This window comes from Staphylococcus sp. LKG4-2 (genome assembly GCF_050955665.1).
Classification (GTDB): domain Bacteria; phylum Bacillota; class Bacilli; order Staphylococcales; family Staphylococcaceae; genus Staphylococcus; species Staphylococcus saprophyticus.
In genome coordinates, this window is the sequence record NZ_CP194532.1 from 1,341,078 (window position 1) to 1,357,272 (window position 16,195).

The window sequence follows — 16,195 nt, forward strand, 5'->3', positions numbered from 1 at the left end:
AAAGCCTCGACGTCATGTCGAGGCTTTCTTTTTGATAACAAACTACTATGAATATAGTTTGAATCTATTACTCATTTAAACATCAACGACAGATCAATATGTGCAATAAAAATAAAGAGTCTGAGACATTTATTTTTGTCCCAGACTCTTATTCATTTAGTCATTCTAACCTAAGACAGGTTACGAATGCTATATTAGAAAATTGGATTTCTGTCCAACTCTCTTAAAATATTTTTAATAAAGTTTAAATTTGCTCAGTCATAATCGGTTTTTATTGTTGTGATTTTGATACTTGTTTATAGCGCATATACATTAAACCTAAAATAATAAACCAAATCGGTGTAAGAAATACTGCAATTCTTGTATCCGTATTTACGAATAGTAAGCTAAACACTAATATAAAGAATACTAATATAGCATATCCCATGTATTTACCACCTGGTAATTTAAATGACGCATTTTTGTGTAATTCTGGATTTTTACGGTGATAGTTTATATAAGCCACTGTAATTAACGCCCAAACTACAATGAATAGTACCGTAGAAACAGTGGTAATATATGTGAATACAAGTGTTGCGTTCGGTATAATATAGTTCAATAAAGCAGCAATCATTAGTAATCCACATGAAACGAATATCGCTATATGTGGCACACCGTTTTTATTTGTTTTATTGAAAAACGGTGGCGCTTGTTTTTGTGACGATAATCCAAAGAGCATTCGGCTGTTTGAAAAAATACCACTATTACAAGATGATGCGGCTGCTGTTAATACTACAAAGTTTATAATACCGGCTGCGAATGGTATGCCAATTAGTGCGAAGAGCCTTACAAAAGGACTTTCGTCTGAATTGATTTGATTCCATGGAATAATTGACATGATGACTGCTAAAGCACCAACATAAAATATTAATATACGTGTCGGTACACTGTTAACTGCTTTTGGTAATGTTTTAGTGGGATCTTTAGTTTCGCCCGCGGTTACACCAATAAGTTCAATTCCTACAAATGAGAATAGTGCCATTTGGAATGACATAACAAAACCACTGATACCTTTAGGGAAAATACCATTATTGTACAAGTTAGTTAAAGATGCTTGTCCAAATTGAGTATTGTAAGCCATGATAATCATAATAGCGCCCACTACGATTAAAGCAATGATTGTAACAATTTTTATTATAGAAAACCAAAATTCTAATTCTCCAAATAATTTAGCACTTAATAGATTAAGTGACATTAAGACAAGTACGCAAAATAGGGCACTCATCCAGTTTGGTATGTTTGGAAACCAAAAGCTAACATACTTTGCAACTGCGGTTACTTCGGCCATACCAGTAATGATCCAACATAACCAGTATGTCCAGCCAGTAACAAAGCCAGCAAATGGACCTATGTAATGGTTGGTAACATCTGCAAAGGATTTAAAATTAGTATTAGTAATTAATATTTCTCCCAAGCCACGCATAAACATAAATAACATAAAACCAATTATGATATACGTAAGTAAAATAGACGGGCCAGTTAATGCAATTGTTTGACCAGCACCTAAGAATAATCCAGTTCCGATTGCACCCCCGATTGCAATGAGCTGAATGTGACGATTACTTAGTTCTCTTTGTAACTGTTGTTTTGCCATATATAAGACTCCTTTATTTAGTTATTTATTATTATGCTATGCAATATAAAATAAAACAACTATTTTCTGAAACGATATCATACAGAACACAGTATAATAGTACATTAATAATTTGTTATTAATCATGATAACCAATTGAAAAGGTATAAAAATTGAAGTGTACGTGCTTACATATTAAAATATATCTATAACAACGTATATAGATAGATGCGTGTTTATGGGCATATAGACAAAAACATATTTCTTATTGAATTGGTAAGGAAATTAAAACCTAAATATTCACAAAAGTTCTAAAATTGGATATAATGGTTTATGAAAGCCATTTCATAACGAAATAGAAAAGGGGAATTATATATGGCAGAGTTACAAAAAGGTTTAGAAGGGGTAATTGCAGCTGAAACGAAAGTGAGTTCCATCATCGACAGCCAATTAACTTATGCTGGGTATGATATTGATGACTTAGCACAAAATGCTGAATTTGAAGAAGTTATCTATTTACTTTGGCATTATCGATTACCTAATGAAGAAGAATTGAAAGAACTTAAAGAAAAGCTCTTTGAATATATGACATTAAATCCTAGAGTGTATAGTCATTTTAAAGAATACGCTACAGGTAACGTACATCCAATGACAGCATTAAGAACGTCTGTTTCATATATCGCTCATTTTGATGAACATGCTGAAGACGAAGATGAAAGCAGAACAATGGAAAGAGCTATTCGTATTCAAGCTAAAATAGCTTCGCTTGTTACATCATATGCGCGTGTTAGAGAAGGCAAAGAAGCTGTAAAACCAAATAAAGATTTAAACTATGCAGGTAACTTTTTATATATGTTAAGAGGAGAATTACCTAGTGATATCGAAATTGAAGCTTTTAATAAAGCACTTGTATTACACGCGGATCACGAACTAAACGCATCTACGTTTACAGCAAGATGTGCTGTTTCATCTTTATCTGATATGTATTCAGGTATTGTTGCAGCAGTTGGCTCATTAAAAGGTCCATTACATGGTGGGGCAAATGAACGTGTAATGAGCATGTTATCTGAAGTGAAATCCATTGATGAAGTTGATGATTACATTGATAACAAAATAAAAAATAAAGAAAAAATTATGGGCTTTGGACACCGTGTATATAAAGATGGCGATCCAAGAGCAAAATACTTAAAAGAAATGAGTAGAAAAATCACTGCTGAAACTGGGCAAAGTCAATTGTTTGATATCTCAGTTAAAATCGCAGATAAAATGAAAGCCGAAAAAGGTTTAATTGCAAATGTCGACTTCTTTAGTGCGACTGTTTATCACAGTATGAACATTAAACATGATTTATTTACACCAATTTTTGCAGTAAGCAGAACTTCAGGTTGGATTGCACATATCTTAGAGCAATATAGAGATAATAGAATTATGCGTCCAAGAGCACAATATATTGGTGAAACAAACAGAACATACGAACCGATTGAAGAAAGATAAGTCAGATAGAGGCATCACTACTCATAAATAAGTGAGTTGCTTTATATAAATAAGTATTATTTTAGTTAGCGCAATTAAAATATAATTCAAATACACGGAGGTTTTTATACATGGCAGGCGAAAAAGTAGCAAAAACAAATGAAGGTTTAACAGTACCAAATAATCCAATCATTCCATTTATTATTGGTGATGGTATTGGACCAGATATTTGGAAAGCAGCAAGCAGAGTAATCGATGCTGCAGTAGAGCAAGCTTATAATGGTGAAAAGAAAATTGAATGGAAAGAAGTATTGGCAGGCCAAAAAGCCTATGATGAAACAGGTGAATGGTTACCACAAGCAACGCTTGATACAATTGAAGAATATTTAATTGCTATCAAAGGGCCTTTAACTACACCAATTGGTGGCGGTATTCGTTCACTTAACGTTGCGTTACGACAAGAATTAGATTTATTCACATGCTTACGTCCAGTACGTTGGTTCCAAGGTGTTCCATCACCAGTTAAACGTCCAGAAGATACAGACATGGTTATCTTCCGTGAAAACACTGAAGACATTTATGCTGGTATTGAATTTAAAGAAGGCACACCAGAAGTTAAAAAACTAATCGACTTTTTACAAGATGAAATGGGCGCTAAAAATATTAGATTCCCTGAAACATCAGGTATTGGTGTTAAACCAGTATCAAAAGAAGGTACAGAGCGTTTAGTTCGTGCAGCGATTCAATACGCGGTAGACAATAACCGTAAATCATTAACATTAGTCCACAAAGGTAATATCATGAAATTTACTGAGGGCGCATTTAAACAATGGGGTTATGATGTAGCGCATAACGAATTTGGTGACAAAGTATTTACATGGCAACAATATGATGAAATCGTTGAAAAAGAAGGTAAAGACAAAGCGAATGCGGCTCAAGAACAAGCTGAAAAAGATGGTAAAATTATAGTGAAGGATTCAATTGCTGATATCTTCCTACAACAAATCTTAACACGTCCGTCAGATCACGATGTTGTTGCTACTATGAATTTAAATGGTGACTATGTATCAGATGCATTAGCAGCACAAGTTGGTGGTATCGGTATAGCTCCAGGAGCAAATATAAATTATGAAACTGGACATGCTATTTTTGAAGCAACACATGGTACTGCGCCTAAATATGCTGACTTAAATAAAGTGAATCCATCATCAGAAATTTTAAGTGCCGTATTAATGTTAGAACATTTAGGATGGCAAGAAGCTGCAGATAAAATTACTGCATCTATCGAAAAAACAATCGCGTCTAAAGTAGTTACTTATGACTTTGCTCGTTTAATGGATGGTGCGAAGGAAGTTTCTACATCTGACTTTGCTGATGAATTAATTAAAAATCTATAATTCAGTTAAAATTAAATCTGTCAGCATACATTTAGCATATATTAAAAAAGACGAAATTCTCACTTATGGAATTTCGTCTTTTTATATCAATTGGCTACTAAAACTGTTTGATAACTAAGGGAGTCTATGTGAGATAGGGTTGGAATAAAATACACAGAGTAAATGAAAACGCTTATTTAGGTGTTCATATTATGTATATAGTGTTAAGATTCTATTAACGCAATATATTGTTTTCAATAATGACTTCAGTTATAAATAGCGCAATACATTGTTTAAAGCAAAATTACAAAAGTTTCAAAAAATATTTACATAGATTGTTATTACTTGCTTTGTAAAGTTTATGTTAAAAAATTTTAAACTATGTTATTTTTATTAAAAATTAAGTTATAATTAATTTGTAAACAAAAATATGGAGGTATACTATGTCACAAAAAGTACTAGTAGTAGATGATGAGCAATCAATTGTAACCTTATTAAAATATAATTTAGAACAAGCTGGATACATAGTAGAAGTAGCCTATGATGGTGAAGAGGCATTAGAAAAAGTAAATGCTACAAACCCAGAATTGATTGTCTTGGATGTAATGCTTCCTAAAAAAGATGGAATTGAAGTTTGTAAATCAATACGTTCTGATAAAAATCTTGTACCTATACTTATGCTAACTGCCAAAGATGATGAGTTTGATCGTGTTCTAGGTCTAGAGTTAGGCGCAGATGATTATATGACTAAACCATTTTCACCAAGAGAAGTTGTTGCCAGAGTAAAGGCAATATTAAGAAGGTCTGCAATCGTAAATGAGGCGGTACCAGTTGAAAATGATGAAGATGACATACTCATTGGTTCGATAAGAATTCGACCTGAATATTTTGAAGTATATAGAGAAGATGAATTGCTTGAATTAACACCAAAAGAATTTGAATTATTATTGTATTTAATTGAGCGTCAAGGCAGAGTTATCACACGTGAGCATATGTTGAACTCTGTTTGGAATTATGAATTCGCTGGTGATTCTAGAATTGTGGATGTACATATAAGTCATTTAAGAGATAAATTAGAAGAAAATCCAAAACAACCCAAACTAATTAAGACAGTTCGTGGGTTAGGCTATAAATTGGAGAGACCTAAAGTCTAATGTTAAAGTTTCATCAACGACTTTTATTTTTATTATGTATCATCGTTATTATAAGTTTTTTAGCTTTAGGTGCAATTATTACACATGCAATATATAATACAGTTTCTTCAGCTCAAGAAGGTGATTTGGAACATCAAGCTGATCATCTAGTCAAACTATATAAGAATGACAAAGAAAATGAGATGACTGATATTGCTAAAAGTGAAAAGCTTACAGTTAAAATAGAGGAAAGTAACGATGTCTTGTTTTCCACAAATCAAGGAACACAAATAAATGAGGATATAAAAAATGAAGCAAATCCTTCTCGATTAATCTATGATAAAGAAAATGATGATCGCAGATATACATTTAAAACCACTATTGATGATAAAGATGTATACCTTAGTGGAATAAATAATGAGATATTAGAATTACAGATTCAAATGTGGAAATATATTGCACTGATTGGTTTATTTGTGATTATCATCATATTTTTAGTTGTTAGAAGTATTAACCGGACTTATATTAGACCAATTAATGAAGTGACTTATGCAACGAACCTGTTAGCAGAAGGATATTACCATGTGAGAGTACCTGAAAGTAATGTCAAAGAAACCAGAGAGTTATTTGTAACGACGAATGAACTTGCTCGCAGGTTGCAAAGATTGAATCACAAACAAAAACTTCAATCTAATCGATTAAAAACTACGGTAGAAAATATACCAAGTTCCATATTGATGATTGATAAATATGGTGAAATCGTTGTAGCTAATAAATCATTTTATAATGTTTTTACACCTGAAAAAGCTGTAGAGCATAAAAGTTATGTTGACTTTGTAGATTTGACACTACAAAAACTTATTACCGAAGCATTTAAAGTAGAAAAGCCAATATATGATCAAATTGAATTAACAATTGATCAAGTTCATCAAAAATATTTTGACACATCTTGTGTACCGATTCTTTCTAAAACAAAGAAAAATTTATATGGTATGGTGATTGTGTTACACGATATTACGAATCTTAAAAAACTAGAAAATTTGAGAAGAGAATTTGTTGCTAATGTGTCACATGAATTAAAAACACCAATTACGTCTATCAAAGGTTTTGCAGAAACATTATTAGATGGTGCAAAAAACGATGAACAGACGTTAAATGAATTTTTAAAAATTATTTCTAAAGAATCAGATCGCATAGAAACATTAGTGTTTGATTTATTAGATCTCTCACATGTTGAGCAACAAACAGAAATTGTAACAGAATACGTGAGTCTTTCGGAAATCGCAGAAAGCACAATCAAGAATATGCAAAATATTGCAGAAGAAAAGCAAATCACAATTGTTAATGAAATTAAACCTGACATAGTCATTGATGCAAATAAAGATAAAGTATCACAAGTGGCTTTGAATTTGTTGTCTAACGCCGTGAGTTACTCTAAAGCATCAAGTGAAGTGATTGTACGTGTATATAAAGATGCAAACAAACGTATCATGGAAGTCCAAGATTTTGGTATTGGTATTAGTGCTGAGGATCAGCAGCATATTTTTGAAAGGTTTTATCGCGTAGATAAAGCGAGAAGTAGAGATTCAGGCGGTACTGGTTTAGGACTTTCAATAACCAAACACATTATGGAAGCACATAATGGACGTATTAATGTCTTTAGTCGCCCTAATGAAGGCTCTACTTTTAGAGTCACATTTTTCGAATAACGTTGTGACACATGTTATAATTTTAAAATCAAAGTAGCTTATATGTATATAACGGTCAGATAACCTAAATGGTATTTGACCGGCTTTTTTATTTCGTTAATATTTATTTGAATATCGCAAATATGACGTATCAATACAGTTACGGGAGTTTTTTATGCTAAAATAAATATAAATATGTGTTGGAGGTTAAAACATTGAATAAATTAATCTTAATTGATGGTAACAGTCTGAGCTTTAGAGCTTTTTATGCTTTACCACTTTTACAAAATAAGGCAGGTATACATACCAATGCTGTTTATGGCTTTGCGATGTTACTTGAGAAAATAATTAAAGAAGAACAGCCTACACATTTTCTTGTTGCATTTGATGCAGGAAAAACAACATTTAGACATGAACAATATAGTGAATATAAAGGTGGACGTCAAAAAACACCACCGGAACTAAGTGAACAATTTCCATATGTCAGACAATTGTTAGATGCGTATCAAATTAAACGATACGAATTAGACAATTATGAAGCTGACGATATTATAGGAACATTAAGTAAACAGGCAAATGCAGAAAAATTTGAAACAATAATTGTTACAGGTGATCGAGATTTGACGCAGTTAGCTACAGATGATGTAACAATCTATTACACAAAAAAAGGCGTAACAGATGTTGATCATTATACGCCTGAATTTATTGCTGAAAAATATGATGGCTTAGTCCCAAATCAAATCATTGATATGAAAGGATTGATGGGCGATGCATCAGATAATATTCCTGGCGTGGCTGGGGTTGGTGAAAAAACAGCAATCAAGTTATTGAAGCAATTTTCTACTGTTGAAAATGTTTATAATCATATTGAAGAAGTGTCTGGTAAAAAATTAAAAGAAAAACTAGAAAATAGTAAATCTGATGCTTTAATGAGTAAAGAACTTGCTACAATCAACTGCGATAGCCCTATAGAAGTCACTTTAGCAGATACGAAGTTACCTGAAAGTCCTGATTCAACAGCAAAAATTGATATCTTTAAAAAACTTGAATTTAAGCAGCTTTTAGATCAAGTCGATGTAGAGGGCACGCATACTTCTGCTGAAGAATTAGAACTTGAAATTACATCGGATTTTAGTAATGTAGATTTTAATGAATTATCAGAAGCCACTATTCATTTTGAATTAGATGGATCGAATTATTTGAAAGATGATATTTTGAAATTTGCTTTATATGATGGATCAAATCATGTTGTCATTGATGCGGATAAGGTTCATGACTATCCGGAATTGATAGCTTGGTTAGAAAATGATAAGACAGAAAAAATCGTCTATGATGCTAAAAAATCATATATTGTTGCACATCGCTTAGACATAGCTATTAAACATATCGTTTTTGATGTTATGCTCGCGAGTTATATTATCGATCCATCTCGCACAATTGATGATGTGAATTCTGTGGTTTCGTATTTTGATCAACATTATGTGAAAGAAAATATAGAAGTTTTTGGTAAAGGTAAAAAAAGACATGTACCTGAGGATGATATTTTAGATCATCACGTTGGAACGATTATCGAAGCAATTAACAAAACTAAACCAAAAATGGAAGCGCAGTTAGAAGAATATAATCAAACTAACTTATTAGATGATTTAGAATTACCGTTAGCACGTATTTTAAGTGAAATGGAAGAAACTGGCATTTACACAGTAGCAACCGATTTGCAAGAAATGGAAAAAGAAATTCAAGCGAAACTTGATGTACTAATTAATAATATTTATAACGCGGCTGGCGAATCATTTAATATTAACTCACCAAAACAATTAGGCGTGGTACTATTTGAAACATTAGAATTACCTGTTATTAAAAAAACTAAAACAGGTTATTCTACGGCCGTAGATGTACTGGAGCAACTACAAGGACAACATCCTATTATCGACTATATTTTAGAGTACAGAACATTATCAAAACTACAATCTACTTATGTAGAAGGACTGCAAAAAGTGATTAGTGAAGATAATCGCATTCATACGCGTTTTAATCAAACACTTGCACAAACGGGTAGATTGTCATCTGTAGATCCTAACTTGCAAAATATTCCAATTCGCTTAGAAGAAGGTCGAAGAATTAGAAAGGCATTTAAATCTAGTGACGATAACAATGTCATCTTCTCAGCTGACTATTCGCAAATTGAATTACGTGTACTTGCACATATTACTCAAGATGAGAGCATGAAACAAGCATTCATCAATGATGAAGATATTCATACAGCAACTGCTATGAAAGTATTTAATGTACAGCCAGATGAAGTTGATAGTCTAATGCGTAGACAAGCGAAAGCAGTAAATTTCGGTATCGTATATGGCATAAGCGACTATGGGTTAAGTCAAAGTTTAGGTATTACACGTAAACAAGCAAAGCAGTTTATTGATGATTATCTCGATAGTTTCCCTGGTGTGAAACAATATATGGAAGATATTGTTAAAGATTGTAAAGCGCAAGGTTATGTTGAGACACTATTACATCGCCGTCGTTATATTCCGGACATCACTAGTAGAAACTTTAATTTACGTGGTTTTGCGGAAAGAACGGCTATGAATACACCGATACAAGGCAGTGCCGCAGATATTATCAAATTGGCAATGGTTAATTTTGTAAATGAAGTTAAACATACTGATTTTCATGCGCAATTATTATTACAAGTACACGATGAATTAATTTTTGAATTACCTAAAGATGAAGTAGAGGCTTTTAGTGAATTTATAGAAGAAATAATGGATAATGCATTGGCATTAGACGTACCACTCAAAGTTGAAACAAGTTATGGTAAGACATGGTATGACGCAAAATAGAAAGTAGGTGAACAAGTGCCTGAATTACCTGAAGTAGAACATGTAACAAGAGGCATTAAGCCATTTGTAAAAGGGCAAAAAATAGAATCTATTCTCTTTTCTGATAAAGTACAAGAAGGAAAAGCGAATCATAGAGAAACCATTGTTAAAGGTATGGAGCTTGATACTTTTAAACGATTCACTAGGCTTTATACGATTGTTGATATTGAGCGAAGAAGTAAGTATATTGTCTTCTATTTAGAAAAAGATGGAGATAAGCGAATTCTAATAAGTCATTTAGGTATGGCTGGTGGATTTTTTGTCGTAGATAAGCTTGAAGATATTAGTGTGCCAAATTATCGCAAACACTGGCATGTCATATTTAAATTAGATAATGACAAATTACTTGTGTATTCAGATATTAGACGCTTTGGTGAAATTAGAAACGTTGCTTCATTTGAAGCTTACCCATCATTTTTAGAAATTGCCCCAGAACCTTTTGAAAAAGAAGCTATGGCACATTATTTGGCTTGGTTTGATAAAAAGTTATATCAAAATAAACCAATCAAACAAATGATTCTAGACCACCGTGTCATATCAGGATGTGGAAATATATATGCTTGCGAGGCATTATTTAGATCAGGTATTCATCCAGCTAGATTACCAAAAGATTTAAATCATCAGGAACGAGAAATGTTATTCTATTATGTTCGAGAAGTACTGGAAGCGGGTATAAAATATGGTGGAACAAGCATTTCAGATTACCGTCATGCTGATGGTAGTACAGGTACAATGCAGCAACACCTAAACGTATATAAACAAAAAGTTTGTAAAGTTTGTGGCGATGACATTGCAACACAAGTAATTGCAACGAGAAATAGTCATTTTTGTCCAACTTGTCAACAATAAAGGAAGAGTGAGAATATGCCGAAAGTTATAGGACTAACTGGTGGTATCGCATCAGGTAAATCTACGGTATCAGAACTATTAAGTGCACATGGTTTTAAAATCGTAGATGCAGATATTGCATCACGTCAAGCAGTAGAAAAAGGTACAAAAGGCCTAGAACGTGTGAAAGAAGCCTTTGGTGAGCAAGCTATTGATGAAAATGGTGAAATGAATAGAGCTTATGTAGGCGAAGTAGTATTTAATCAACCTGAAAAGAGATTAGAATTAAATGAAATCGTACATCCTATTGTGCGAGAAATTATGGAAAAAGAAAAAGCACAATACTTAAGCGAAGGTTATCATGTCATTATGGATATTCCATTATTATTTGAGAATAATTTACAAGATACTGTCGATGAAGTCTGGTTAGTATATACTTCAGAAAGTATACAAATCGATAGATTGATGGAACGAAATAATATTTCAATGGAAGAAGCGAAAGCACGTGTTTATAGTCAAATTTCTATAGATAAAAAACGTAGAATGGCAGACCATGAAATAGATAATCGTGATACAAAATTAGAACTAAAACAAAATTTAGAAAATTTATTATTAGAAGAAGGCTATATAGAGAGTCATTCTGAAGATGTACTTTAATAAAAGTGATTACAACCACCCAATTATCTTTGATAATTGGGTGGTTTTTATATAAGAGACGTTCTAATAACTTAAGTGTTTTTATTATTAATATTTAAGGAAATGCATAAGTGAGAATAGGATATATACGAAAATCTTACTGATTAATATTAGAAAACATAAAAGCCTTAATGCTAAAGTTTTTAAATTTATTATAGAAAACGCTTTCCTAAATAAATATTTATGTTATACTATTTCCATAAAGTATAACACTAAGACGAGGGGTGCTTCGAATGACGACAAATATAGCAATTAACGGAATGGGTAGAATAGGTAGAATGGTGTTGAGAATCGCACTAAAAAATAAAGATTTAAATGTAGTGGCGATAAATGCGAGTTACCCACCGGAAACAATTGCACATCTAATAAATTATGATACAACACATGGCGTTTATGATTTTAAAGTAGAGCCAATAGAATCGGGAATTAAAGTTGATGATCACGAAATTCAATTAGTTTCTGATAGAAATCCTGAAAATTTACCATGGAAGCAATTAGATATAGATGTTGCAATAGAAGCAACAGGTAAATTTAACCACGGAGATAAAGCGATAGCACATATTAAAGCTGGTGCTAAAAAAGTATTGTTAACAGGTCCATCTAAGGGTGGAGATGTACAAATGATTGTCAAAGGCGTTAATAATGACCAATTAGATATTGAGAAATATGATATTTTTAGCAACGCTTCATGTACTACAAACTGTATCGGTCCGGTTGCAAAGGTATTAAATGATCAATTTGGTATCCAAAATGGCTTGATGACAACTGTACATGCCATTACCAATGACCAAAATAATATTGATAATCCACATAAAGATTTAAGACGTGCACGTTCATGTAATGAAAGTATTATTCCAACTTCAACTGGTGCTGCTAAAGCATTGAAAGAAGTATTGCCAGAATTAGAAGGGAAATTACATGGAATGGCTTTACGCGTACCTACAAAAAATGTATCACTCGTTGATTTAGTGGTTGATTTAAATGAAAATGTAACAGCAGCACAAGTGAACGAAGCTTTTGAAGCGAATGATTTACAAGGTGTCATTTCTACCGAAGATGCACCACTCGTTTCAATGGACTTTAACACGAATCCACATTCGGCCATTATCGATACACAAAGTACAATGGTAATGGGAGATAATAAAGTTAAAGTGATTGCATGGTATGACAATGAATGGGGCTATTCTAATAGAGTAGTTGATGTTGCCACACAAATTGGACAATTACTTAAAAACGATGTTGCAGCTGTAGCAAATTAATTTTCAAAAATAGCGATTACAAATTTTAAAAATAATTATCTAAAACGTTTCGTAACATAGTTGTTAATTTATAAACTATATTACGAGGCGTTTTTAATTTTATTATTATTTCTTCGTTAATATTAGCTTTAAAGTTAATAAATCTTAATTATACGGCGTTTCTTTTGAATTATGCTATACGATATAGATATAGTGTAATAGCGAATCTTTTGTGACTTGCATATTTATAGTATAATGTAAGGTAATCAAAAAGAGAGGGTGATAATTCGATGAAATGCCCGAAATGTAATTCGACTCATTCTCGTGTTGTGGACTCTAGACATGCAGATGAAGTTAATGCGATTCGACGTAGAAGAGAATGTGAAGAGTGTGAAACAAGGTTCACTACTTTTGAACATATAGAAAAAAGACCACTCATCGTAGTTAAAAAAGACGGTACACGTGAGCAATTTTTACGAGAAAAAATATTAAATGGTTTAGTTCGTTCATGTGAGAAAAGACCAGTACGATATGAGCAATTAGAAGACATTACAAATAATGTCGAATGGAAATTACGTGATGAGGGTCGTGCTGAAATTTCATCAAGAGAAATTGGTGAACATGTTATGAATTTATTGATGCATGTAGATCAAGTATCGTATGTAAGATTTGCATCTGTATACAAGGAATTTAAGGATGTAGACCAGTTACTACAATCTATGCAAGGTATTTTAGCTGAAAATAAACGGAGTGATTCTTAATGGGGTTACAATCCTACGATTATGGTTTGAGACCACATGATAATTTCAATGTTGTTCGTGATTTTAATTTAAATAATAACCATTTAGAAATATTAAATAGATTGTTTACGCCCATGATTGGTATGAATGCGATTGGTTTATATCATTACTTGAATCAATTTGCGGAAGTTGGTTCTGATACTGTTTTAACTCACTATATTATAATGAGTGAATTAAAAATAAATTTGTTGGAATTCAGAAAAGAAATGGATTTGTTAGAAGGTACAGGCCTTGTTAAATCATATGTTAATCACAGTGCACAACATTCATCGTTTATTTATGATTTGATTCAACCACCTTCTGCGAAACAATTTTTTAACGACCCTATGTTATCTGTTTATTTATATAGTGAGGTAAGTAAACAACGTTATCAACAACTCAAACGGCATTTCGAGAGTGATCAGCGTATTGATTATAGTCAATATCAAGATGTGACTCGTACGTTCACTGATGTATTTAAAGTGCCAAATAAAACGGTGGAAAATGATGGTATAGAAAAAAAAGAAACAGCATATACTGGTTTAAACTTAAGTCAAGTTCAGTTTGATTTTGAGACACTTTACGATTTATTACAAAGCCATTTTATAAGTGCAAAAATAATTGATAAAGATGCTAAAATATTAATCACACAAATTGCTACATTATATGGATTGACACCTGAAGCAATGAAACGCATCATATTAAAATCCATCACAAGTGCACAAGAATTGTCATTTGAAGAATTGCGTAAACATGCAAGAACGTATTATTTAATGGAGCATGAACAACAATTGCCTACACTAAATGTTAAAACAGAAGCGGATAGTGAAACTAAACTAGAGAATCAACCAGTGGAAACTGAAAGTGAAAATGATAGTTGGCTTAAACAATTGGAGGAAACAAGTCCTATTGATATGCTTGCATCATGGTCAGAGTCTGAACCAACTACCCAACAAAAATATATGATTGAAGAACTGATTGAACGTGAACATTTATCATTTGGCGTTATTAATATTCTATTGCAGTTTGTAATGTTAAAAGAAGATATGAAGCTGCCTAAATCCTATATATTTGAGATTGCATCTAATTGGAAGAAAAAAGGCATTAAAACAGCAGAACAAGCATATCAATACGCCGTGAAAGTAAATCAGCCTAAGAAAGAAAACCAATCTAATAAACGTAATTATAAACAGAAACAATTAGCTTCCAGAGAAATGACACCAAAATGGTTAGAAGAACGCGATAATAAGCAATCGAATGAACCATCCAAAGATGAAGATGATGAGAAATTAAAAAAAGATAGAGAACAATTTCTTAATCAATTAAAAAATAGATGGAAGGAGGACAATAAATGAAATCTTTCAACCATATTATGGGTGAATCAAATGATTTATCAAAACGCATCGAAAAAATCAAAAAAGATGTCGTCAAAGATCCAGACGTCAAACAATTTTTAGAGACACATAAGTCCGAATTGACCAATGCAATGATTGATGAAGATTTAAATATTTTGCAAGAATATAAAGACCAAGAAAAGCATTATGATGGTCATGCTTATAAAGATTGTCCCAATTTTGTTAAAGGACACATACCTGAATTGTACATTGAAAATAATCATATAAAGATTCGCTATTTACCTTGTCCTTGCAAAATCAAACATGATGAAGAAAAGTTTAATGCACATTTGATTACATCCCATCACATGCAACGCGACACACTAGATGCTAAGTTGGAAGATATTTATATGGACAGAAGAGATAGATTAGATGTTGCTATGGCTGCAAACCAAATCTGCGACAAAATTACAAATCACGAATCGCAAGTGAAAGGTTTATATCTACACGGGCCATTTGGAACGGGGAAATCTTTTATATTAGGTGCTATAGCGAATCAATTGAAAACTGAAAAAATATCATCGACCATCGTTTATTTACCAGAGTTTATTCGTTCGTTAAAAGGCGGATTTAAAGACGGTAGTTTTGAGTCTAAACTTCAAAGAGTCAGAGAAGCGAATATACTCATGTTGGATGATATTGGTGCTGAAGAAATTACACCATGGGCAAGAGACGAAGTCATTGGCCCGCTCTTACATTATAGAATGGTTCAAGAACTGCCAACTTTCTTCAGTTCAAATTTAAGTTTCGAAGAATTAGAATATCATCTTTCAGTTACGAGAGACGGCACTGAAAAGACAAAAGCTGCCAGAATTATGGAGCGAATTAAAACACTTTCTATACCGTATTATCTAGAAGGAAAAAATTACCGGAATGATTGAAATTTGAAATAAATGTTGTATAATATAATTAAATCTAAATCTTACGAAATAATACGGAGACAAGATGAATAAATGGATACCTCACAGAGAACCAATGTTTGTTGAGAATTGGTAGGTATATTTATTGATTACTACTTCGTCAATGATGTTGTAATAAACATCCGGCTCAAGACCGTTATCTTATGTAGAGTAAAGTTATTATGCAATATTTT

Annotated in this window: 12 protein-coding genes and 1 other annotated feature (1 of these 13 running past the window's edge); of the genes, 11 read left to right on the forward strand and 1 reads right to left on the reverse strand. The window is 32.4% G+C overall.

The window, feature by feature from the left end; translation table 11 throughout:
* Positions 1 to 271: 271 nt before the first annotated feature.
* Entirely contained in the window at positions 272 to 1,633 is a 1,362-nt protein-coding gene (locus ACM6UH_RS06655) for an amino acid permease (RefSeq protein WP_011302912.1), read from the reverse strand.
* Positions 1,634 to 1,987: 354 nt separating this feature from the next.
* Here ACM6UH_RS06655 and ACM6UH_RS06660 point away from each other — a divergent pair, with 354 nt between their 5' ends.
* From ACM6UH_RS06660 to dnaI, 11 genes are all read left to right on the forward strand, one after another.
* On the forward strand, positions 1,988 to 3,106 hold the full coding sequence (locus tag ACM6UH_RS06660; protein ID WP_011302913.1) for a citrate synthase: 1,119 nt from the start codon (positions 1,988 to 1,990) through the stop codon (positions 3,104 to 3,106).
* Positions 3,107 to 3,216: 110 nt separating this feature from the next.
* A complete protein-coding gene (icd, locus tag ACM6UH_RS06665) occupies positions 3,217 to 4,482 on the forward strand; it encodes an NADP-dependent isocitrate dehydrogenase (RefSeq protein WP_011302914.1) in 1,266 nt (421 codons plus the stop codon).
* A gap of 422 nt (positions 4,483 to 4,904) precedes the next feature.
* The gene (locus ACM6UH_RS06670) at positions 4,905 to 5,615 is read left to right on the forward strand and encodes a response regulator transcription factor (protein WP_011302915.1); all 711 of its coding nucleotides are present in this window, start codon (positions 4,905 to 4,907) and stop codon (positions 5,613 to 5,615) included.
* Positions 5,615 to 7,303 (forward strand): two-component system histidine kinase PnpS, encoded by a 1,689-nt coding sequence (pnpS, locus tag ACM6UH_RS06675; RefSeq protein ID WP_047504033.1) that lies wholly within the window; start codon positions 5,615 to 5,617, stop codon positions 7,301 to 7,303. The genes ACM6UH_RS06670 and pnpS overlap by 1 nt, the downstream gene beginning before the upstream one ends.
* Positions 7,304 to 7,497: 194 nt before the next feature.
* Positions 7,498 to 10,128: a DNA polymerase I gene (gene polA, locus ACM6UH_RS06680; protein WP_069793603.1), complete on the forward strand. Its 2,631-nt coding sequence runs from the start codon at positions 7,498 to 7,500 to the stop codon at positions 10,126 to 10,128.
* Between the two features lie 15 nt (positions 10,129 to 10,143).
* The gene (gene mutM, locus ACM6UH_RS06685) at positions 10,144 to 11,016 is read left to right on the forward strand and encodes a bifunctional DNA-formamidopyrimidine glycosylase/DNA-(apurinic or apyrimidinic site) lyase (protein WP_047504025.1); all 873 of its coding nucleotides are present in this window, start codon (positions 10,144 to 10,146) and stop codon (positions 11,014 to 11,016) included.
* A gap of 15 nt (positions 11,017 to 11,031) precedes the next feature.
* Positions 11,032 to 11,652: a dephospho-CoA kinase gene (coaE, locus tag ACM6UH_RS06690; RefSeq protein ID WP_002483056.1), complete on the forward strand. Its 621-nt coding sequence runs from the start codon at positions 11,032 to 11,034 to the stop codon at positions 11,650 to 11,652.
* A 272-nt stretch (positions 11,653 to 11,924) separates the two neighbouring features.
* The gene (gap, locus tag ACM6UH_RS06695) at positions 11,925 to 12,950 is read left to right on the forward strand and encodes a type I glyceraldehyde-3-phosphate dehydrogenase (RefSeq protein ID WP_047504022.1); all 1,026 of its coding nucleotides are present in this window, start codon (positions 11,925 to 11,927) and stop codon (positions 12,948 to 12,950) included.
* Between the two features lie 269 nt (positions 12,951 to 13,219).
* A complete protein-coding gene (nrdR, locus tag ACM6UH_RS06700; protein ID WP_011302921.1) occupies positions 13,220 to 13,690 on the forward strand; it encodes a transcriptional regulator NrdR in 471 nt (156 codons plus the stop codon).
* Positions 13,690 to 15,063 carry a replication initiation and membrane attachment family protein gene (locus tag ACM6UH_RS06705; protein ID WP_011302922.1) on the forward strand — a complete coding sequence of 458 codons (1,374 nt, stop codon included), beginning with the start codon at positions 13,690 to 13,692 and terminating at the stop codon, positions 15,061 to 15,063. The genes nrdR and ACM6UH_RS06705 overlap by 1 nt, the downstream gene beginning before the upstream one ends.
* On the forward strand, positions 15,060 to 15,983 hold the full coding sequence (dnaI, locus tag ACM6UH_RS06710) for a primosomal protein DnaI (RefSeq protein ID WP_047504015.1): 924 nt from the start codon (positions 15,060 to 15,062) through the stop codon (positions 15,981 to 15,983). Before ACM6UH_RS06705 ends, dnaI begins: the two co-directional genes overlap by 4 nt.
* Positions 15,984 to 16,030: 47 nt before the next feature.
* Positions 16,031 to 16,195: a binding site (T-box leader), on the forward strand (it continues 50 nt past the right edge of the window).

What these genes read in the sequence shown, in the direction of transcription:
- gap (WP_047504022.1), top strand. Translation starts at nt 11,925, where the DNA reads ATGACGACAAATATAGCAATTAACGGAATGGGTAGAATAGGTAGAATG.
- ACM6UH_RS06670 (WP_011302915.1), top strand. Translation starts at nt 4,905, where the DNA reads ATGTCACAAAAAGTACTAGTAGTAGATGATGAGCAATCAATTGTAACC.
- pnpS (WP_047504033.1), top strand. Translation starts at nt 5,615, where the DNA reads ATGTTAAAGTTTCATCAACGACTTTTATTTTTATTATGTATCATCGTT.
- coaE (WP_002483056.1), top strand. Translation starts at nt 11,032, where the DNA reads ATGCCGAAAGTTATAGGACTAACTGGTGGTATCGCATCAGGTAAATCT.
- ACM6UH_RS06705 (WP_011302922.1), top strand. Translation starts at nt 13,690, where the DNA reads ATGGGGTTACAATCCTACGATTATGGTTTGAGACCACATGATAATTTC.
- icd (WP_011302914.1), top strand. Translation starts at nt 3,217, where the DNA reads ATGGCAGGCGAAAAAGTAGCAAAAACAAATGAAGGTTTAACAGTACCA.
- nrdR (WP_011302921.1), top strand. Translation starts at nt 13,220, where the DNA reads ATGAAATGCCCGAAATGTAATTCGACTCATTCTCGTGTTGTGGACTCT.
- ACM6UH_RS06660 (WP_011302913.1), top strand. Translation starts at nt 1,988, where the DNA reads ATGGCAGAGTTACAAAAAGGTTTAGAAGGGGTAATTGCAGCTGAAACG.
- dnaI (WP_047504015.1), top strand. Translation starts at nt 15,060, where the DNA reads ATGAAATCTTTCAACCATATTATGGGTGAATCAAATGATTTATCAAAA.
- ACM6UH_RS06655 (WP_011302912.1), bottom strand. Translation starts at nt 1,633, where the DNA reads ATGGCAAAACAACAGTTACAAAGAGAACTAAGTAATCGTCACATTCAG.